Here is a 20644-nt window from a genome sequence, read left to right as displayed (position 1 = left end):
GTAATTCAAAATTAATCGTGTATTATTTTGCCCTAAAATACTGATTGAGAGATTACTATTTCTCGGGAATAATGGCTCTGGTGCTTAAAATTTCGGAGATATCTAATAAATACAGTTGCCTTCCCTGATCCCCGGTTGGACAATCGATAATCACTTTGGTACCATCAGGGCTTGACCTCGGATGCGTATCTACCCGCCATTCTCCCCTATATTTTGGATCTAAATAGAAATCGCCAATCGGGATTCTTTTTTTAGTAGGCACATGGTACAAATAAACTTTTTGAACCCTGTTTTTGTCCGGATAAGTATCATTTAAAATCCAATCCGTACTTTGAGGTAAATAAGTATTATGCCCGTTTACTGTCATTATACCTTCACCTTCAATCTCCGGAGTGGCTCCTTCTTCATCCTTGAATAAATAAAAACCATTTCCCTTCGGTTCAATTTTAGACCAGGCCATAATATGTTCCCGATCTTTCCAGATAAAATGTGAAGTATAACCCGATTCATCCACCAGTCTTAAATCCTTTCCTGACAAATCGGAGGTGTACATTAATGTGCCAAACCCACCTACATTTTTATCCGCAGAGGACTTCCACCTGTGAAGAAAAATAAATCTGCTGCCATCAGTATTAAATAGCAAATGGTTGAACCAGTGTTTGGTAATTTTATAATTTTTAAAAGTAGGGGAATCCTTTTCAGGTAATTCTACATCCATCATCTGGGCGAGTGAAATGATTAATTTCCGTTCACCTGTTTGCAAATTGCACAAATAAATCCCGGCATCATCCGGAGCAATTTCATCTGCATTGGGATCGGGAATTCCCGCATAACCATAACCTGGTCGTAAATCATTAATTCTCTCGAAATTGGTGGTCACTGCATGAATTCCATCTGGGCTAAGTGCATAAATGGGAAAAGGCAAAGTCCTTTTTTCCCGGGTTTTAATATTCATGATGTGGCTCACAAATTGATCTCCTACTCTGTCATTCCAAATTATATCTGTTTCAGAATTGGGTAAAAACTGCAACATACAACCCTGTTGCCAGCCCCAGGCTTTACTTTCTCCTAATTCTATCCACTTATCATTGTCCTCCAGGTCCACCATTCCCACTTTTATCACATCATCTGCCGTGGGTGATCTTCCTTCGAAAGTCACTTCATTTGACAATACAAATCGCCCGGATGGATCGACTTCTAATTTATCATAATACCCAAACCAATGGTGTTTTGGCCCCTGCGTAATAGCTCTGGTAGGGACATATTGATTGACAATGGCAGGATGAACTTCTTCTGAAGTTACTGCAATTTCCTTTTCTTCAGCTTTTTTTTCAGATTGACAGGCTAAAAATGCAATAAAAAGGAGTGGAATGATTAAGTTAGTTTTTTTCATTTTCAATTTAGTTTATAGACTTTCTAATCAAATAGTCCGGTGTTTCCTTTATCCCAAAGTGGCATTAGTTTTTTTACCACTTTCTTGTTTTTATCCGCTACATTAATTGTTTCATAAGGATCAGATTGATGATCGAACAATTCAATAGCGGGTAAATCTTCCCTGAAATGTTTACTGAATCTGTACTGACTTGTTCGCAGGGAAATTCCCGAACGAAAAAAGCTGTAGGCAGCTTCCTCCCAATTTACCTCCTCAGGATTTTGCATGAGTGTTACCAAACTCCTTCCTTTTGTGGAGTAAGGCATTTCCAACTGACATAATTCCATCAAAGTGGGGTAAATATCTACTGTACTTACCACTTTGTTTGTTTCTCCCTGCATATTTTGTCCGGGAATTTTCATCATTAAAGTAGAATGCAGCGCTCTGTCCATCAGGGTATGTTTTCCCCAAACTCTATGGTCACCCAAATGCCAGCCATGGTCTCCCCAAATTACGATAATAGTATTTTTGTCCAAATCCAAACGCTTCAGTTCATTCAAAACACTACCAATTTGAGCATCTACATAACTCACACAAGCCGCATAAGCATGACCAAGTTTTTTGGCATATGCCTCTGATAGCGCCTTATCGAGACTCGCCTTTTCGTCTCCCAATTTATAATTGTTAAATTCTCCCATGGTCTGCAAACTCTTTGTGTTTACATTTTCTGGTAAAAACCCGTTCGGTGAAAGTGGAATATCCGCTGTATCATATAAATCCCAGTATTTTGAGGGTGCATTAAAAGGAAGATGAGGTTTGAAAAAGCCAACTCCAAGGAAAAAAGGCTCCCCATTTTCTTTTAATTTCTGAAGCTTATTGATCGCCACCTTAGCAATCACACCATCTGGATAACCATCATCCGGAACATCTGCTTTTTCATAAGGCTTTACCTGACCATTTAGGGTATTTCTATTACTTCCATCGGCATAGCCAAAAAAAGCATTATGCCCTGTTCCCCATTTCCCAAAGTCAAAAATGAACTCATCCCAACTGTGTGGCAATTCCATTTTATTACTTACCGGTTCCTTATAAGCATAAACCCGCCCGTCAGGATGATGGGTAATTTTCCCTACTCCTACTGTATGGTAACCATTTCTTTTCAGGTGATGAATAAAGGTTTCGGGAACTTCAGTTTCAGGTTTTCCGGTAATTTGATCAGCTGTAGCCGAATTCCGTAAGTCATCCCGTGTACTTGGTAATTTTCCGGTTAAAAGGCTATGTCTGGATGCCCCACAAGTGGGAACAGTCACAAAATGTTGCTTAAACAGAAATCCTTCTTTTGCCAGTTTATCCATGTGAGGGGATTGAATGTAATCCTTTCCATAGCAAGCCAGTTCGGGCCTGAGGTCGTCCACACAGATAAATAAAATATTTGGTTTGTCCTGATTTTGTGCCTTGGCCTGGAAACAAATTATTATTCCCAAAAAAAAGGCAACTATTTGAAATACAACAGCTTTCTGTTTTATCATTCTAATTCTTTATTTGATCCTCAATTTATTCAACCAAACTGGTTCTTGCCTTTTGTTCCACAAAATAGGGTTGGAAAGTATACTGGGAATTTCTGTCCCACCTGGCATTTTTTTCAGGAAGCAGGGTTTTTAATTTTGCTTTATCTTCCTGCATATCCGGGTGATCACTTTGATTTTCCCATTCATTTGGGTCAGTGGCTTTGGAGTACAACTCTTCCTCTCCATCCTCATACCTGATATACCGGAAATCCCTGGTTCTCACTGCATGATTATTCATACCGAAAGTGGTGAGGGCTGTAAAATCCTGCGTGGAAATGTCTTTGCCTTCAATCACTCCTGCCAGGCTTCTTCCTTCATTTTTCTCATAGGCTGGAAGATTACACAATTCCAGAAGTGTAGGATAAATGGAAAGCATTTCCACCGGAGCATCTACCACTTGTCCTTTTTTTGCATTTGGAGCCGCAAAAATTAAAGGAGCATTTGTAGCTTCCTCCCACAAAGCATGTTTGGCAAAAGTTTCTTTTTCCCCCAATCTGTATCCATGATCCGACCACAAAACAATTACCGTATTTTCAGCATGTTTGCTGTTTCTCAGTGCAGTTAAGACTCGCCCTACTTCATGATCTACAAAACTCACACAAGCCAGATAAGCCTGAATAATATTTTTCCATTCTCCGCTTTCAATGGCCCATTGAGTGGAAGGCATCATTGGTAAATCATTAATCTGAAGAGCTACCGGGGGCACATCTGCCAAATCATCTGCTTTATACGGTGGTAATTCAATGTTTTCTACAGGGTGCATATCAAACCACTTTTGCGGTACATAAAGTGGCACATGCGGGCGTAAAAACCCAACACCCAAAAAGAAGGGCTTATCATAGTCTTTTCCCAATCTTTCAATTGCCCAATCGGCAGAATGATGGTCGGGCATTAAAGAATCAGCTTCGGGATAGGCTCCCCAGTCGGTGCTGGTTCTTCCGTAATTTTCTCTGTCAGGGGCAAAGCCATCCCAAACAAATCTTTTTTCTGGGGAAGGCCCAAAACCTTTCGATCTGCTTCCGGATTCATCAAATAATCCCTGAGGAGAATGTTGGTGGAATAATTTTCCTATTCCCATGGTGTGGTATCCCTGTACCTTAAAATATTCTGGTAAAAATAGAATATCCTTTGTTTCGGAATTTGCAGAATTTCTGATTGAATCGTCATGAATCATCCCATAAATACCAGTTGTAGAAGGTCTTAAACCTGTCATCAGGGACGCTCTTGACGGTCCGCAAAGGGGAGCCTGGCAATGGGCATTGGTAAACAATACCCCTTCACTGGCCAATTTATCCATATGGGGTGTTTTGGCATTTGGATGACCTTTCATACAACCCAGCCAGTCATTCAAATCATCCACTGCAATGAACAATACATTTGGTCTTGATAATGGTTTTTCAGCCACTTCCTGCGGTTTTTCCGCCTGGCAGGAAATCAGCCAAAGCCCCCATAACAGACTCATTAAAATTGGGTTGTTTAATTTTTTCATTCTAATATAAAAGTATTATTAATTACACTAATAAAATAAAAGCTACAGTGGTCGGCTATATCCCTGCTCCTTGTATTTTTCGATTAAGGCGGTTAATTCCTTTACAATTTCCGGGTGTAGGTCATAAAGGTTATTTTGTTCTTCAGGATCATTTTCCATATCGTATAAAGTACCCGGGGCTTCACCTTCTTTAGGCTCAATAGTGGATGGTTTGGAAAATCCTCCCGATCCCAGATGGGGGGTGAACTTCCACTTCCCTTTTCTAATGGAAAAAATACCTTGTAAAGAATGATGAATAGTAGCTTCCCGAATCGGGGTTTCCCCAGCATTTCCCACAAAGGCAGGCCACAGGTTATAACTATCTTCTCCTGCACCATTGGGAATTGGTTTTTCCAGAAGGCCAGCCACAGTGCCCAATAAATCAGTAGTACAGAGAACCTCATCACTGCTTGAACCGGCTTGGATTTTACCTTTCCACCTGGCAATAAAAAGGACCCGGTGTCCTGCTTCAAAAATATCAGCCTTCCTTCCTTTGAAAATATAATTCGCCCTGTGACTAAATTTTTCTTTATCATCCGGATTCCAGTCCGCACCATTATCAGAAGTGACAATGATCAGGGTATTGTCATCCATGCCTGCAGCTGTAACTGCCTGCATTACTTTTCCGATCTGGGCATCTACCATATTGACAAAGTCTCCATATTTCCCTGCATTGGATTTACTGCCAAATTCATCTGTGGGCATCCAGGGCGTATGAGGTGCTGGAAGTGGTAAATACAAAAAGAAGGGATCTTTCTCATCCGCCTGCTGACTGATGTAATTACAGGCGGAATCAACCAATGAGGGTAAAACCTGGAAAAAGTCGAAACCTGGTGACATTTTTCCCTTTCTCCAAAATACCCCCCGTCCATCTTTTTTCTGGTCTTTCCCCTCAGTATAGGCTGTGGGTGGTTCCACGGCCAGGCCATTTCTCACATATAAATAAGGACTCATATCAAGGGACGCTGGAATGATAAGGGAATAATCGAACCCACAATCCTGAGGTCCTCCTCCGGCTGGCTGGGAATAATTTACATTGTCATCAAATCCTTCCGGAACAACTTTAATGTCTTCAATTTCTTTAGATTCATCCAATTTTTGCCAATCCAAACCCAAATGCCATTTTCCCACACAAGCCGTATTATAGCCATTTTGCTTTAAAAAACCAGCCACCGTCACTCGTCCTGATTCAATCAGAGAAGGAGAATACCCCCACAAAACCCCAGACTTTAACCGGGTACGGAAAGCATATCTTCCGGTTAAAACGCCATATCTGGTAGGCGTACAAACGGAAGAATTGGTGTGGGCATCGGTGAAATGAATACCTTCATTTACGATTTTGTCCATGTTGGGAGTAGGAATATCCGAGTCGGGATTCAGACTTTTTAAATCGCCATAACCCATATCATCCGCCAGAATAAAAATAATATTCGGTCTTTGATTTTGGATTTCAGTTTCCTCCTGATTTTTGGTTTGTTGCTGGGAATTGCAACTCAGGATGCCCATGCACAGGGCAAAATAGATTAGTTTATTCATTTTCAATTTAGTTCATAACTTAATCTTAAAAGTAAGATCGTTTTTTTAAATCTCTAAATTATTTCTAAGTGAATATGCGCCATGAGCGAAAATTCCTTTCCCAGACCTAAATATTGGGAGTTTGAGGAATGTGTTTGTTTTTTTTTATCATTACAACAAAAAAAAACAAAAAATAAGAACTATTTTTGCTAAACACCGTTTAGTAGATTATCGGTGATAAATAGATGAACAATGGGTATATCAGAAAGAAAGGAAAGAGAAAAACAGGAAATGCAGGATTTGATCTTAAAAGCTGCTGCAAAAATTTTCCTGAATGAAGGTTTTGATAAAGCAAGTATTCGAAAAATTGCGGATGCCATAGAATATAGCCCCGCTACTATTTATTTGTATTTCAAAGACAAAAATGAGTTGTTCTATGCCATCCAAAAACAGGCCTTTCATAAATTTTTTAATTACTTCCAGACTGTGAGCCCGAACCAGGAGCCAATCGAAAGGCTACGAAATTTGGGGGAAGTTTATATCAAATTTGCCATTGAAAATCCCGGATATTATGATCTCATGTTTATTATGCGCGCTCCTATGGAATCCATAGAAAATACCCACGACTGGGATGAAGGTTCTAAAAGCCATAACGTATTGCATGAGATTGTGAATCAATGTGTGGAAAAGGGCCATTTTAATGGACAGGATCCATTCATTGTTGCCCATGCTATCTGGTCCTTTGTGCATGGATTATCTGCACTGTATGTTAGAGATCGGATGAAAATGTTTCCGGAGAAAAATAGAGAAAATATGATTACGGAAGCCTTAGGAGTTTTTAATGACTGGATGAAGAAACTTTAAAAAATTTTACCAAATTACTAAACACTGTTTATTAAATATATAATGTTAATTAAAATGAAGCTGTTTATTAATCTTATCGCTATTGTTTTGACCTCAGTACCGGTTTTGGCACAACACACAATCCTTGAAAATTACATTCAGGAAGGGCTGAAAAGCAATCTGGCCCTCAATCAGGAAAATCTGGCGCTGGCCAAAAGTCTTGAAGAACTGAAACAAGCCAAAGGATTGTTTATGCCTGATATTTCCTTTAATCCTTCCTATACCCTGGCCGATGGTGGACGAAATATTTCCATTCCTATTGGAGATTTACTTAATCCGATTTACCGGAGTCTCAATCAGCTTTCGGAGGTGGCAAATTTTCCCACCAATCTGGAAAACTCAAATGAACAATTTTTACCCAACCGCTTTCACGATACCAGAATAGAAATCAGACAGGCTATTTTCAATCCGGATATTCATCACAATTACAAAGCCCAAAAATCATTTCTGGCTTCCCAGGAGGCCCAAAGGGATGTCTATGTGCAAGAGTTGAAAAAGGAAATAAAAACAGCTTATTACAAGTATCTCACTACAATCGAAGCCATAGAAATTTATAACAGCACTGAAAAATTACTCCAGGAACTTTTGCGGGTGAATCAAAAACTGGTGGAAAATGACAAGGCTACCATTGATGCGGTTTATCGGGCAGAATTTGAATTGAGTGACCTGAACAGCCAGATGGCCAAAGCCAATCAATTGAAGGTTTCTGCGCAGAGTTATTTCAACTTTCTTTTAAACAGAGCGCTTTATGATTCCATTACCGTGGACAAAACTATAACCGGAAGATTTACCGAAGAAATGCTCCTGGAAAATCTTCAAAAGGAAGCACTGATCAATCGCGATGAAATATTACAGTTAAACTATGCACTTAGCGGAAATGAGCAACTACTGGCCCTGAACAAAAATACCAGATTACCCAAACTTTCACTTGGCGCAAATCTGGGTTATCAGGGTTTCGATTACCAGTTCAATAACAACCAGGACTATTACCTTTTGCAGTTCAACATGTCCTTTCCCATTTTTAAGGGTTTCCAGAACAAATCGAAAATTGCAGCCAATAAAATTGAAATACAAAGGCTGCAAACCCGGCAACAGGAACTCCAACAACAAATCAAATTTCAGGTAATTGATGCCTATCAGCAGGTTAAAGCGGAAAAATCTGCGGTAAAGGCCAAATCGGCTGCATTAAAAAGTGCCAAAAAAAGCTTTGAAATTATTGCCAGAAAATACCTAGAAAACCAAATCACTTTGCTCGATTTGCTTGATGCCAGAACAAAATATACCAATGCCCAACTTGAGCTGGTAGTTGCCAAATACGAACTCCTTCAAAGAGAAGCAGCACTGGAGAGAACTATTGCCATAAATTAATACAAGCCTGAAAACAAAAATCTAAAAACAAAATCATGAATAATTTAAAAAGTCTATCGATAATCATACTGATTGGATTGGTAGGATATGCCTGTAACCAAAATTATAATGCCAGGTATGCCAGTCAAAATGAAGAAAAGATTAAACCTGTTTTGGTGGAAGAGCTGACTGTTTCCACAGCCCCAATTGCCATTGAAGCCAGCGGTATTCTCGGGTCACAAGCTGAAGTTAAAATGTCTTTTAAAATTGGGGGAATTATTAATAGAATTTTAGTGAATGAGGGACAATCTGTAAAATCTGGGCAACTTTTAGCCACCCTGAATACAGCAGAAATTGATGCTCAGGTGAATCAGGCCAAAAATGCTGTAGAAAAAGCAAAAAGGGATTTGTCCCGGGCAGAAAATCTGCATAGGGATAGTGTAATTACCCTGGAACAACTACAGGATTTAACCACCTTGTATGAAGTAGCCAAATCAGATTTACAAATAGCCAATTTCAATCAGAAATACGCCAGGATTGTGGCACCGGAAAAGGGAAAAATTCATAAAAAATTCGCAGAAGAAGGAGAATTAGTAAATGGAGGAAGTCCCATATTCCAGTTTGGTAACACTGCGAAAGATGCTTATGTCATGCGAATTGGAGTTGCAGATAAGGATATTGTCAGGCTTCAGTTGGGAGATTCTGCAAAAATTACATTCGATGCCTATCCCTCCAACGATTTTCCCGCTTATGTTACGGAAATTGCCGAATCAGCTGATCCAAAAACTGGGACCTTCGAAGTAGAACTTACACTTCAGCCCACTGAGCATATGCTCAAAAATGGTTTTGTAGGAAAAGTAGAAATATATCCGGCCACCAAAAACAGTTATTACAAAATTTCAATTAATGCACTGGTGGAAGGAAATGAAGAAACTGCTCAGATTTATGTACTTAAGGAAAAATCGAACAGGGTAAAAAAGGTACAGGTAAAGCCCGAACACATTGTTGATGGATTTTTTACGGTGAGAGCAGATACTTCTATGAATGGAAAAGTAGTGGTAGAGGGAGCGGCCTATTTGTCGGATGGAGACCAGGTGGAAATTATCAACTAAAACTAAAACATTTTAAATTCTTATCATCATGAAACTTCCTAAGTTAGCCATTGATAATTACCAGTTTGTAGTTATCCTGATCCTGCTGGGAGCATTTGTAGGAATTAGTTCATTTCTATCCATGCCCAGGTCTGAAGATCCAAGTCCCGATTTTCCAAATTATACCGTAATTGCGGTATATCCCGGCACCAGTCCGGAGGATATTGAAGAATTAGTAGTTGATCCCATTGAAGAAGCGATAGAAGAGGTAGACAACATCAGTAAAATTCAAACTAAAATAGAAGATGGATTGGCAATCATTCGCATTGAAGGCTATTTTGGATATGATATCGATGAACAATTTGATGAAATTCAGACAGAAATTAATAATGTCCGATCGGAATTACCAGCTGATTTATTTAGCCTGGATATAGAACAATTTGACCCTACTACAGGAGTAAATATTCAACAATTGGCTTTGGTTTCAAAAGAGGTGCCTTACCACAAGCTCAATGATTATGCTGAAAATCTTGAAAATTTGCTCAAAACTATTGATGGAATACACGATGTGAAAATTGAAGGAGAACCTGAAGAACAAATCAGGGTTTCGGTAGATTTTCAAAAAATGGCCCAACAACATATTTCCCTCAATCATGTGATTGGTGTATTAAAAGGAAACAACAATAACATTCCAGGAGGGGATGTGAAATCAGGTATCAAATCTTTTAATATCAAATCTTCCGGTGGATATAAAAATATTCGGGAAATTGCCAATTCGGTAGTCAGTTCCGGCAACGGGAAAATTGTTTACCTGAAGGATATAGCCACCGTTTCCCATGATTATGAAGACCTGAGATGGCAAGCGGCTTATATGGGCAGGCGAAGTATTTTCCTCACACTCACTCAAAAAGAAGGGGAAAACATAGTGGCACTGGCTGAAGAAATAAATGGAAAACTAACTGAATTTCAATCTACCCTTCCTGATAATATTGAATTGGTATCTGCTTTCGAACAAGCGCCAGCCGTTCAGGAAAGAATTTCATCCTTCTTTATCAATTTGCTGCAGGGTGTACTACTGGTTGGGGCTATTATTCTGGTATTTCTTGGTTTTCGTCCTTCATTGATTATCATGACCGTAATTCCCCTATCTATTTCCATGGCCATTGGAGCATTGGATTTCAGTGGGTTCGGCTTGCAACAAATCTCGATTGCAGCACTTGTAATTGCCCTGGGACTATTAGTAGATAATGGCATTGTGGTAATTGAAAATATTGTTCGGTTTCAAAAATTAGGTTATTCATTTAAAGAGGCCGCCTATCTGGGCACTCAGGAAGTTGGATTCGCCATAATCAGTTCTACTCTGACTACCTTATTGGCTTTTTTCCCGCTTATGATGATGGAAAGTGGTGCAGGAGAATTTTTGCGATCATTACCAGTAACTGTAATTCTGGTCCTGAGTTTTTCATTGCTTTTAGCCTTGACTTTCACTCCAATATTTGCCGGGAAATTTTTAAAGCCTGGCAAAGAAGGGGGAATAAGTCCCATTGATAAAGGCATTGAATGGGTGATCAAAAAAGTTTACCGGCCAGCATTAAATTTTTCCCTAAGAAAACCCTGGATAGTTTTTTCTATGGCTACGATAATTTTCTTTGGCAGTCTGATGTTATTTCCTTCTATCGGGGTCAGCTTTTTTCCCACTGCGGATAAACCCATGCTTTTAATTGAGGTAAATACCCCAAATGGCACCAACATAGACGGGACTCAAAAAGCCATCAACTTTGTTTCTGGCATTTTAGATACCACAGATTTTGTAAAAGATTATACCACCAATGCCGGTCATGGAAATCCGAATATTTATTACAACAGAATTGGGGAAAACTATAAAAAGAACCACGGACAGGTTTTGGTGAATTTCAAGGAATGGAATCCGGACGAGTTCTATAAAACCCTGGCTTTTTTCCGGAAAGAATTCTCCAAATATCCCGGAGCGAAAATCAGTTTTTCAGAATTGAAAAACGGTCCTCCATTCGAAGCCCCAATAGAAATCAAAATAATAGGAAATGAACTGGACACTTTAGCCAGGTTAGCCAGAGTAGTGGAAAAAATTATTGAAAATACACCAGGAACAGAAAATGTGGAAAATCCATTGGCGATCAACAAAACAGATTTGAAAGTAGCCATTAACAGGGAAAAAGCTGGTTTAATCGGGCTCCCATTGCAGGATATTGATCTTTCCGTAAGGGCCAGCCTGGCAGGTTTAACTATTGATGAAGTATCTCTGGATGATGGTGAAAAATACCCGATGGTCATCAGAATGCCTTTTACAAAAGACAGGGCCACTATTGCCGATTTTAATAAAGTATATTTTGCCACACAACAGGGGGCTCAGGTTCCTTTAAAACAGGTAGTGAATGTGCGATATGAATCTTCCGTAAATGAAATTCAACATTTCAATACCCTTAGAAATACAGCCGTAACAGCAGATGTGCTTAATCCTGAAGCAACTTCAGCCATCACGGAGGCAATTATAGCTCAGTTGGATGACGTTGATTTACCAAAAGGTTATCAATTTTACATTGGTGGCGAATATGAAACCCAACAGGAATCTTTTGGAGATTTAGGAAAATTATTAATTATTGCCATGATCGGAATTTTTGCGGTTTTGGTATTACAATTTCGCTCCATCAAACAGCCTTTAATAGTTTTTTCTGCCATTCCATTAGCCATTACGGGTTCATTTGTAGCCCTTTATTTATCCGGTTGGTCATTTTCATTTTTTGCATTTGTTGGATTTATCAGTCTGGTGGGAATTGTGGTGAATAATTCCATCATTTTGGTAGATTATACCAATCAGCAAATGGATAAAGGGATGTCACTTTTAAGAGCCTTGAAAACCTCCACAGAAGTGAGATTTACCCCAATTTTGCTCACTACCACCACTACCATTTTAGGTTTATGGCCATTAACCACCTCTGCTTCAGGTTTGTGGTCACCCCTGGGTTGGACCATCATCGGAGGAATGATTTCCTCCACATTCCTTACCCTTTTCATTGTCCCTATTTTGTTTAAGTGGTTTACCACACCAAAAGTGATCTAAAATAATATTCCCCGGGAAATTTCCCGGGGAATATTCCTAATTCAGGGAAAATCCGACTCCCATTCCGGCAAACCATCTGGCTTTTCCCTCAAACATAGTTCGTTGGTCTCCCTGCAATTTCAGGCATATGCGATCGAAATGAAAAGCAATCTCAGCTCCAGCCAATAGTCCGTAATTCACCTGGTTATCCAGATAAGAAATTTCCGGGAACTGATCGTAAACTGCAGATAATCCCCCAAAAAGATTGAAATTGAAATTTTTAGCCTGAATGAGGGCATAACCTCCGGAAAAATCCAGGTAATAACCATAGTACTTCGAATCGATTCCTTCAAATGGGTAGCCCTGTTCTGCCCTCAAACCTCCTTTCAAAAAGATACGATCTCCTAAATAACCGGTAAAAGCTGCTCCAAAAAAATAGGTCTTCTCCCCCACTCCACCATTTATTTCCAGTTCATTGGCTCCTTTTATTTTGTTGGAATTGGTAAAATAGGATTCCGCACTTTTAAACTCCCTTTGTTGAGTAGGATCATATTCCTGTGCCTGAATTTGGTCACCCAGGAGGATAATAAAAAAGGAGACCAGAATTATTAATTTTCCTTTGTTTTCAATTGCTTTTATTTTCTTCATCTCCTTAAAATTTAACCTCATAAAAATCACTGATTTCTTCCGACCAATCTCCATCATTATCCATCACACGAAGTTTTATTTCGTAGTTGCCTTCCTTTTGAAAGAAAAAATCCACTTTTGACTGAGGCGTTTCTATTTGGAAATCACCGATGGAAAATTCATACAAACTCACTTCTCCACCCCATTTTTTATCCTGATCGAAAGAAGCAGAACCATCCAGTTCATAATGTCCGGGATTATCGGCAAATGCCCCTTTGAAATTTAATGAAAATCCGGCTACCGGAGGTTGATTGGCGAACACTTCAAGATTTAACATTAAGCTGGCTTCTTCCCCCAATACATCATGCGCTTTGAACAAAATTTCATGTTTCCCTATACTTTCCGGAATGTACCTAATTTGAACAATTGAATCCTCCAGCGCAAGCGAGCCTTCGGTGGTAGCAAACAACTGGTCTTTCTGGGTAATTTTCCCCTTTCCCGAGACAATTTCAAACCCCACCCCGGATAAATTGTCATCAACCGGCTTCAAATTGATGCTATAATGCGATTTTCCCGCCTTTTGAGACATTTTCATAGTGTCGGAGTAGTCCAGCCAGTATTGTTGGTTATTTTGCTTTAAAACAAGGCTGGGAGGGCTATTTTCCAATTCGTCTTTTTCCCACCTTTCTTCGCAGGATAATATTCCCATGAAAACAAGACAAAGGAAGGTTGTTTCTAAAAATCGGTTTTCAATATTTATTTTCATCTCAATTATTGCTTAACTAGTTTCAGAATTTGAGTATGACCTTTCCCTACGTTGCCATATTTTAGCTCTAGCAAGTAGATGCCCTTTCCCCAGTTCAAAGTGGGAATAGATAACTGATCAGCCCCTTCTTTTTTGAAAATCTCCTCCCCTGTCACATTCCAAATTCTAATGCTTTCGAAATGCGTTTTTTCATTTCCAATTTTTAGAATAGTAGAAAAGGGGTTGGGAAAAACTGAAATCTCCTCTTCATAGATTTCCTCTAAATTCCCTCCAAGTACTACACCCTGATCTACTTCACCCACCGTAATCGTGGTGGTGAGGGTATCAGAACAACCGGAGAGATTAGCCACCTGCAAAATCACTTTAAAATTCCCGGGTTCGTAATAGGCAATCACGGGGTCTTGAAGCCCGGAGGTCTGGCCATCACCAAAATCCCAAAACCAGGTGGTTCCTTCAGTATCTTCTACTGAAAACTGAACCGGTTCATATTGGGCAGTTTTGAAATTGGAAGGAATGATACTTTCAGGCAATTCTGCTATTTTAATCTCCACCGTTTCCCGAACAGACTCGCACAAATTTTCTCCAATAGCCACACAGCCTACAATTAAATTTTCCTCAGCCTCAAATGCGTAAGTTTTGCCTTCCCCCAATACTTCATCTGTAATTTCATTGTACCACCTGAATTGATTGTTTTCCAGATTTCCCTCAGCCATTAATTCAACTAAATCTCCGGCACAGAATAATTTTCCATTGCTTACAATTTTCGGTTTTTCAGGAGCTGGTCTTATTTCATAGTTCAATTTTACCCGTGGACTTTCACATGCTATTTCCTGGTTCAACTCTGGGACTTCCAGTAAATCCACCGCAGATACAAAAAAGTCCGGACCTTCAGCTGGGCCTGGCTGGTAACTTGTTCCCTCATGCAGTAAATTGCCTCCCTCCTGAGTTTTGTACCATCTGTATTTACGGAAAGGCGTTTCCTCTGGAAATACCAATTGAACACGCCCTTCTCCACATCTAATGGCCGTTTCCAAATCCGGTTTTTCGGGAATAGGGATGACATAAGCAGTCACTTCTTCCCTTTCTCCCTCACAACCATTCACCACGGCAGCAACTTCAAATTTGGAAGTTTGTTGAATTTCCGCAGAAAATTCTATTCCATTTTCACCCTCATTTAACCAGATACCCTGCTGATACCATTTGTAAAAATCGGTTCCCACCACACCTGAAGCCGTAAAATTAACAATTCCACCTCCGCATCTAACCATTGATTCTACTTCTGGTTTACCAGATAATGGTGTAAGTTCTACTTCTACTTCTTCTTCAATCTTACATTTATCATTTAAGGGATTGGAAACCAGTACCTTAAAGACAGTAGTATGATCCAAAATTCCTGAGGTATAAACTTTACCATTCGCATTTGTCAATAACTTTTCTCCTTCATACCATTGATAGGAAAATTTAGGATTATAATTTTCAATGGTAAGTGTGGTCTGATCCTGTTCACAGACACTGGTATAAGTTACTTCTGGTTTTGGAGGTGTTTGAAAAACAGTAAGTAATTTGGTTCCTGAACTCGTACAACCATTTTCATTTTCCACACTATACGTGAGTTCGATCTCTTTCACAGGATTATCCCCAAAATCAAGTGTGGCTAAGTTGATTTTTTGATTTTCGATATTTGCAGCATCAGCCGACCAAATTCCTCCGGTTGGAGAATGATCTCCATTTACTTCATTCAAATTGACTATTCCCAAATCAGCACACAATTCAAGTGTTGTTCCCGGATCCACTTTTACTCCTGGTTTTACCTCAATTGTTTTTACTTTTTCTTCCACACAAGAGGTGTTCGAAACCTGATAAGTCAGTTCGAATTTTCCTTCCTGAAAATCCGAAATATCCCATTTTCCATTGACGATTATACTTCCATCCAGTAAAAAATTTCCGGTTGTATCTCCGGAAATGAAATCGAATAAATTAATTTCCTGTTGATCATTACAAATTACCGAAGGTGGTAAAAAATCGAATACCGGCTGGTTATAAATACTGATCGTTTTGGTCTGGGATCTTTGACAACCAATTTCATTTTCAAGGATGAAGGTAATTTCATAATCCCCTACAGGCAGTTCATTCACTGCAAATCCAGAAGCTCCTGTCAAAACATCAGGTACAGATGAAAAACTACCTCCCTCCACATCAATAAAATTTTTCAAATCCAGATTTCCTTTTCCTTTGCAGGCAAAGCCCGGTAGATCAAAGCTAAACTCATCTACTCCCTGTACATTAATTTCGAAAGAAATTTCCTTTTCTCCATTATCAAATTCTCCTTTGGCTTTAACTGTTTGCTTTCCTTCTGCTAAATTTCCCAATTCCAACAGGTTGGAAATCTTATTGTCATTTAAAAAAAAGGTCACATTTCCATGGGATCGAAAATCACTACTTAGAAATTCATGTAAATCGATTTGCTTTTGCTGCCGAAAACAATGAGAAGAAATTTCAAGGAGGTTAGTCCAGGAAAAGTCCAACACAAACAAATTGAACTTTCCCAAAGATTGATCAGACACCTCAGTTATGGTGAGTTGCCCTCTTGGACCCTGCGTTCTTTCCTCCACTTTCCTTCTTTCCTCCAACTCAAAATTTCCCACGGCCTGCGGATAGAATATTAGCTGGGTATCCTGAAGATCTCCTGCCTTTACATCCGTAACCAGAATGCGCCCTCCTCCCCTGTTGTTAGGAACTAAAGCATCGAGATATACCGCAACCTTTTCTGAAACCCGGAAATAATCAAGCTGATATTGGGCTTTGTTAGGAGGGGCTGTACCTGATGGACAATTGGCAATACAAATTTCCTCACCAAGGGATAAGATTTCAATTTTTTCAGATGGAGATTGGTACAAAACCAAATCTTCATTTTGCTGGGCCATCAGTTGAAATCTAGGTAAAAAAAACAATAGTAATATTAAAATTTTCATAAACAAGTTGAATAGAGTTTTGCTTCTTTACACTAGTTAGTTTTTGTAATTAAAAAAATTAATACGCCCACAGCAGCGGCTAAAGAAATCGCTCCAAAAAATGTTTTTCTTTTATTTTCATGGGAGGCAAACTGATCCTGATTCATGCCCGTATAAAGTTCATCCTCCTCCTGGCTTCTAAGAGCGTTAAAATTACCAAGAGAATCTACCGGATGAGTTTTCAGGCTGGCCTGGTAATTTTCAAACTTATCATCACGCAGGTTTACCATTAGTACATCAAGCCTGTTTTTCTCATTGGTTTCAATTCGAAATTCAGCCACCCGGCTAAAAGTTTCGGGAAAAAACTCTCCATTGAATTTACCTACAAATTCTATATCGTAAAAAATAAGGAGATAGGGATAATCACTCTGCCTGATTTCGGAAATTCGAATGTTTTTAAATTCAAAAAGGGCATACGTTTTCTTTTCTACAAAGAGATTAAAATCCTGGAGGTAGCGGGAAACTTCAATATTTTCAGAAGGATGGAATGGACTTTCCACAAGTACATTTTTATTCAGAAAAAGCTGCTGTACATTATTGTTTTTATAGCTATTCTGAATGATATTTTTAGCTTCTATACTTAAAATTGATTTGTTGGTAATGGTATTCAGTAACAACTGATATTCATCAATTGCCGCCTTTGCCCGTGATTGGATTTCAACTTTCTCGTTGTATAAAAATATATGCTGGCCAAACCCTAAAAAAGGAGTAAAGCAAAAAAACAGCAACAATAAGTAAATATTTTGCATGCAACAGCTTCAGTTAATTTTCTAAATGTTTGTTAGTGGTACAAAGATATAAAGGCTAGCAAATATTGTTCTACTTGTTAATGGATGTGAATAATAAAAAGTTAATTTATTTTGAAATGGTTGGTAATTTTAATCGTAGAGTCTCTTTACAAACTCGAAGGAATAGAAAAAGTAGTCTAGGAAGGTATTAGCAGGGTCTGCATTTTCGCGACCCTGCGTCTTTTGTACTACTAGGGCCCATGAACGCGAGGTCTCTGACGAAGATCCTGTCAGGAAAATAGGAACCTGACTCTCCTTATTTCCATAAATAAATTAACACATAATCTATTTTACCATCTCTGGTAAATTCAGATGTTATCAATTGGTTTCCCGTTTCATCTAATTCATAATTAGCACCAATCAAATGATCTCCCTTTGAATCAAAATAGAAAAGGCAAAGCTGTTCTGGTTTTTGATCTCGATATATCTAAAGTTCAGGTGGAGCAAAATACTCCCGATAATCCATCTCATCAAAATTTAGTAAAAAGTCATTTCTTAGTTGTTTAAGTTCATTTAAACTTATACCAACCTTTAATCCCTTTTTTGTTTTATACTTTTCAGAAAAGATTTTGATAAAACCTATTGTATCCTCTTGATTTTTTACCCAAAATGAAATGGCAAGTTTTCCTTCTTCAAAAACATCAAAGCCATTGAAAGCATTCTTCTTAACAACAAACTTATCTAACCTCTTTACAGTCTCAGACATGGAATTACCAATCTTTATTTCTCCTGCACCATCTTTGGTAATTTCACCTTTCAATTCTTCAATGAGAATGAGCTTAGGTTGTTGAGCATTTGTTTCATTTTGTTTACTGCAAAATATCAGGATAATTAGGAAAACTAGAAATGTAATAGATGTTTTCATTTTTAATCTAATCACCCCCTCACTTTCCGAATCTCTTCCACGAGAGTTAAAATTTGACCTAGATCATCATTATCCTTAGCCGTAAATTTGATTTTTTTCACTGCCCAAAGTAGGTTTTTCTTTAATTCCTGAAACTCCAATTCTGAGGTTTTCAATACAGGTTCTACCTGAGCAGGAGCCTCAATGGCTTTAATGAATGATTCAATATCATTCGCAGATTTGAATTCTACACCAAGCTCCCCTTCAAATTTCCCTAATTTCTGGAGGCTGGCCTTTTTAGCTTTAGCTCTTCCTGCCAGTATTTCTCTTTTCAGGGTAGGGTTGATCAGGCCAATCTTCTCCAGTCCTTCTGCAAATTCCCCATCTCGTCTGATGGTTTTTTCATTAATATTAAATTCCTTGGCAATGGTTTCACTTACTCTTTCACCCAATGGGACATTTTGTCCCATTGATTTTCTGTCCCCACCTTTTTTCTGTTTTTCTCTATGATACCGCAAACCCCGAAGGTAACTTCTTTGTTCTAAAGTCAGGTTTCGTCTGCCCAACTGGTTCAGAATCATCCAGTCTTTTACTGCTTCAAAACTGGGTAAATCCAGAAGCTTTACCCCATACTCTACAGTTAAACCTTCCTTTTCCAGCTTTTTTACAATTTCGTATCGGTTATGGCCATCCACCAAAATTCGCTGGTTGTCATGCTCCCATAAAAGTAAGGCTTCACGTACCCCTTCTTTCCTAATCGACTGCTCCAGGGTAAGTTTTTCCTCGTCTTGCAAAGGGGGAATAAACGACTGGAGTTCTTCATTAATCACAATTTCCGGTGAAGCGTGATTCTGAAAATTCGATTTAAAAGTGGTTTTGTTCCCGGTTGATTTGTGGGTGTTTTTATAACCACTGAGCAGGGTATTTACTTTCTTACTTTTTGCCATAATTGAGGATTATTTCATTCACATATCATTGGTCCCAGCTTTCGAACCTTTCGTTATGCTATTTGTATTTATCTAAAATTTCAATCGCAAGAGATGCATAATTGTTGGCTGCATCGGAATTAGGCGCGTGGCTAAAAATATCTCTGCCTAAAAAGGGCGCCTCACTCATTTTGGTCAGAAACCTGATCCTGGTTTTCAGCAAGTCATCCGGAAACATTTCTGCAAGTTGCTGTACGGTTGCTTCACTGGCTGAGACGTTTGGCCGATAAAAGGTAACCAGAATTCCCAAACATTCAATATTTTCATTAATCTCCTCCTTCACATCATTATCAATCATATCTTTCACTTCAATCAAACCCGTAGTACTGAAAGCACTTCCAGCCTGTGCAGTAATCAAATACTTGGAAGAGGCGGTTACTGCATTGGCAGTAAAAGCTCCAATTGATGGAGGGCAATCAATCAGAATAAAATCATATTTATCCCTGATTGGCTTAATCGCTTTTTTGAGTTTGTAATTCCGGGCTATGTCCGCATTTATCTCATTTTGGTAAGCGTCCAGCTCACTACCTGAAGGCACCATATCAAAATTTTCTTCGATTTCAATGATGGGTAGGGGAGAACCAAATTTATAACTCTGATAAATGGTGGGGTCTCCTTCCTCCAATTCTACACCGAGCCCTTCGGTAAGGTTGGCTTGAGCATCATTGTCAATCACCAACACTTTTTTTCCAACCAGGGAAAGTGCTTTACCCAGGTTTATGGTAGTGGTGGTTTTTCCAACGCCACCTTTTCGATTGAGAACAGAAATAATTTCGGCCATTTGAAAGATTATTTATAAGTTTAGATTTACAAAAAAACTAAAAAGCCTTCGGTTTTCCGAAAAAAATGAAGGCTCTTTATTAATTTTAGTTATTCTAAAATTTATTTATATTATACCCTTTGAAAAATACTCGTAAATAACTGTAAACCAGATAGATATAAACATGTCCTCTGCCACAACAGGACTGCAAAAGTGCCAAAAGGAGACTGAATAAATGCCATAACAGGACTGCAAGCCTGCCAAAAGAGGACTGTTAATTGCCCGAAAGGGGACTGAAAAAACCTGCCATAAGGGGACTGAAAACTGTCATAAAGGGACTGAAAAGCTACCAGAAGGTCATAGAATTTTTCCTAAATCTCTTTTAGATGATGTGCCAAAAGGGGACTGCAAATATACCATAAGGTACAATTACAATTTGCCAAAAGGGGACTGCAAAACTGC

General features: G+C 38.9%; 15 protein-coding genes. 4 read left to right on the top strand and 11 right to left on the bottom strand.

The genetic code is table 11. The features are described from left to right. Positions 1–55 precede the first annotated feature (55 nt). The 4 genes from A3EM_RS0113515 to A3EM_RS0113500 are packed head-to-tail and all read right to left on the bottom strand — an operon-like array spanning position 56 to position 6004. A complete protein-coding gene (locus A3EM_RS0113515; protein ID WP_020528754.1) occupies positions 56–1393 on the bottom strand; it encodes a hypothetical protein in 1338 nt (445 codons plus the stop codon). A gap of 23 nt (positions 1394–1416) precedes the next feature. Continuing rightward, positions 1417–2901, bottom strand: coding sequence for a sulfatase (locus tag A3EM_RS0113510; RefSeq protein ID WP_020528753.1), 1485 nt, complete (start codon positions 2899–2901; stop codon positions 1417–1419). A gap of 25 nt (positions 2902–2926) precedes the next feature. Further along, positions 2927–4429 carry a sulfatase gene (locus A3EM_RS0113505; protein ID WP_020528752.1) on the bottom strand — a complete coding sequence of 501 codons (1503 nt, stop codon included), beginning with the start codon at positions 4427–4429 and terminating at the stop codon, positions 2927–2929. Between the two features lie 42 nt (positions 4430–4471). Further along, on the bottom strand, positions 4472–6004 hold the full coding sequence (locus A3EM_RS0113500; RefSeq protein ID WP_020528751.1) for a sulfatase family protein: 1533 nt from the start codon (positions 6002–6004) through the stop codon (positions 4472–4474). 231 nt (positions 6005–6235) lie between these two features. On the opposite strand from A3EM_RS0113500, the gene A3EM_RS0113495 reads away from it, so the two are divergent. The 4 genes from A3EM_RS0113495 to A3EM_RS0113480 are packed head-to-tail and all read left to right on the top strand — an operon-like array spanning position 6236 to position 12421. After that, complete coding sequence (locus A3EM_RS0113495) at positions 6236–6847, top strand: TetR/AcrR family transcriptional regulator (protein WP_020528750.1); 612 nt, start codon at positions 6236–6238, stop codon at positions 6845–6847. A gap of 54 nt (positions 6848–6901) precedes the next feature. Continuing rightward, positions 6902–8254 carry a TolC family protein gene (locus A3EM_RS0113490; protein ID WP_169513357.1) on the top strand — a complete coding sequence of 451 codons (1353 nt, stop codon included), beginning with the start codon at positions 6902–6904 and terminating at the stop codon, positions 8252–8254. Positions 8255–8289: 35 nt separating this feature from the next. Next, positions 8290–9345, top strand: a complete 1056-nt coding sequence (locus A3EM_RS0113485) for an efflux RND transporter periplasmic adaptor subunit (RefSeq protein WP_020528748.1) — start codon at positions 8290–8292, stop codon at positions 9343–9345. 28 nt (positions 9346–9373) lie between these two features. Continuing rightward, entirely contained in the window at positions 9374–12421 is a 3048-nt protein-coding gene (locus tag A3EM_RS0113480) for an efflux RND transporter permease subunit (RefSeq protein WP_020528747.1), read from the top strand. Between the two features lie 36 nt (positions 12422–12457). On the opposite strand, the gene A3EM_RS0113475 is transcribed toward A3EM_RS0113480, so the two are convergent. From A3EM_RS0113475 to A3EM_RS0113440, 7 genes are all read right to left on the bottom strand, one after another. Next, positions 12458–13048, bottom strand: a complete 591-nt coding sequence (locus A3EM_RS0113475) for a hypothetical protein (protein ID WP_157637877.1) — start codon at positions 13046–13048, stop codon at positions 12458–12460. Between the two features lie 4 nt (positions 13049–13052). Further along, entirely contained in the window at positions 13053–13793 is a 741-nt protein-coding gene (locus A3EM_RS0113470) for a hypothetical protein (RefSeq protein WP_157637876.1), read from the bottom strand. A gap of 5 nt (positions 13794–13798) precedes the next feature. After that, positions 13799–16717 carry an Ig-like domain-containing protein gene (locus A3EM_RS0113465; protein ID WP_020528744.1) on the bottom strand — a complete coding sequence of 973 codons (2919 nt, stop codon included), beginning with the start codon at positions 16715–16717 and terminating at the stop codon, positions 13799–13801. Positions 16718–16797: 80 nt separating this feature from the next. Further along, positions 16798–17553: a hypothetical protein gene (locus tag A3EM_RS0113460; protein WP_020528743.1), complete on the bottom strand. Its 756-nt coding sequence runs from the start codon at positions 17551–17553 to the stop codon at positions 16798–16800. 466 nt (positions 17554–18019) lie between these two features. Continuing rightward, positions 18020–18457, bottom strand: a complete 438-nt coding sequence (locus A3EM_RS0113450; RefSeq protein ID WP_157637875.1) for a hypothetical protein — start codon at positions 18455–18457, stop codon at positions 18020–18022. Positions 18458–18468: 11 nt separating this feature from the next. Continuing rightward, on the bottom strand, positions 18469–19383 hold the full coding sequence (locus tag A3EM_RS45830) for a ParB N-terminal domain-containing protein (protein WP_020528740.1): 915 nt from the start codon (positions 19381–19383) through the stop codon (positions 18469–18471). Positions 19384–19441: 58 nt separating this feature from the next. Next, positions 19442–20203, bottom strand: coding sequence for a ParA family protein (locus A3EM_RS0113440; protein WP_020528739.1), 762 nt, complete (start codon positions 20201–20203; stop codon positions 19442–19444). Positions 20204–20644 lie beyond the last annotated feature (441 nt).

The organism is Flexithrix dorotheae DSM 6795 (assembly GCF_000379765.1).
Lineage (GTDB): Bacteria > Bacteroidota > Bacteroidia > Cytophagales > Flammeovirgaceae > Flexithrix > Flexithrix dorotheae.
The sequence above is the reverse complement of the archived record's forward strand: the minus strand, read 5'-3'. Positions and strand labels throughout refer to the sequence as shown.

Coding starts and splice junctions, on each gene's coding strand:
- A3EM_RS0113470 (WP_157637876.1), bottom strand. CDS start 13,793: ATGAAAATAAATATTGAAAACCGATTTTTAGAAACAACCTTCCTTTGT.
- A3EM_RS0113515 (WP_020528754.1), bottom strand. CDS start 1,393: ATGAAAAAAACTAACTTAATCATTCCACTCCTTTTTATTGCATTTTTA.
- A3EM_RS0113450 (WP_157637875.1), bottom strand. CDS start 18,457: ATGAAAACATCTATTACATTTCTAGTTTTCCTAATTATCCTGATATTT.
- A3EM_RS0113475 (WP_157637877.1), bottom strand. CDS start 13,048: ATGAAGAAAATAAAAGCAATTGAAAACAAAGGAAAATTAATAATTCTG.
- A3EM_RS0113460 (WP_020528743.1), bottom strand. CDS start 17,553: ATGCAAAATATTTACTTATTGTTGCTGTTTTTTTGCTTTACTCCTTTT.
- A3EM_RS0113510 (WP_020528753.1), bottom strand. CDS start 2,901: ATGATAAAACAGAAAGCTGTTGTATTTCAAATAGTTGCCTTTTTTTTG.
- A3EM_RS0113485 (WP_020528748.1), top strand. CDS start 8,290: ATGAATAATTTAAAAAGTCTATCGATAATCATACTGATTGGATTGGTA.
- A3EM_RS45830 (WP_020528740.1), bottom strand. CDS start 19,383: ATGGCAAAAAGTAAGAAAGTAAATACCCTGCTCAGTGGTTATAAAAAC.
- A3EM_RS0113505 (WP_020528752.1), bottom strand. CDS start 4,429: ATGAAAAAATTAAACAACCCAATTTTAATGAGTCTGTTATGGGGGCTT.
- A3EM_RS0113440 (WP_020528739.1), bottom strand. CDS start 20,203: ATGGCCGAAATTATTTCTGTTCTCAATCGAAAAGGTGGCGTTGGAAAA.
- A3EM_RS0113465 (WP_020528744.1), bottom strand. CDS start 16,717: ATGGCCCAGCAAAATGAAGATTTGGTTTTGTACCAATCTCCATCTGAA.
- A3EM_RS0113490 (WP_169513357.1), top strand. CDS start 6,902: ATGAAGCTGTTTATTAATCTTATCGCTATTGTTTTGACCTCAGTACCG.
- A3EM_RS0113480 (WP_020528747.1), top strand. CDS start 9,374: ATGAAACTTCCTAAGTTAGCCATTGATAATTACCAGTTTGTAGTTATC.
- A3EM_RS0113500 (WP_020528751.1), bottom strand. CDS start 6,004: ATGAATAAACTAATCTATTTTGCCCTGTGCATGGGCATCCTGAGTTGC.
- A3EM_RS0113495 (WP_020528750.1), top strand. CDS start 6,236: ATGGGTATATCAGAAAGAAAGGAAAGAGAAAAACAGGAAATGCAGGAT.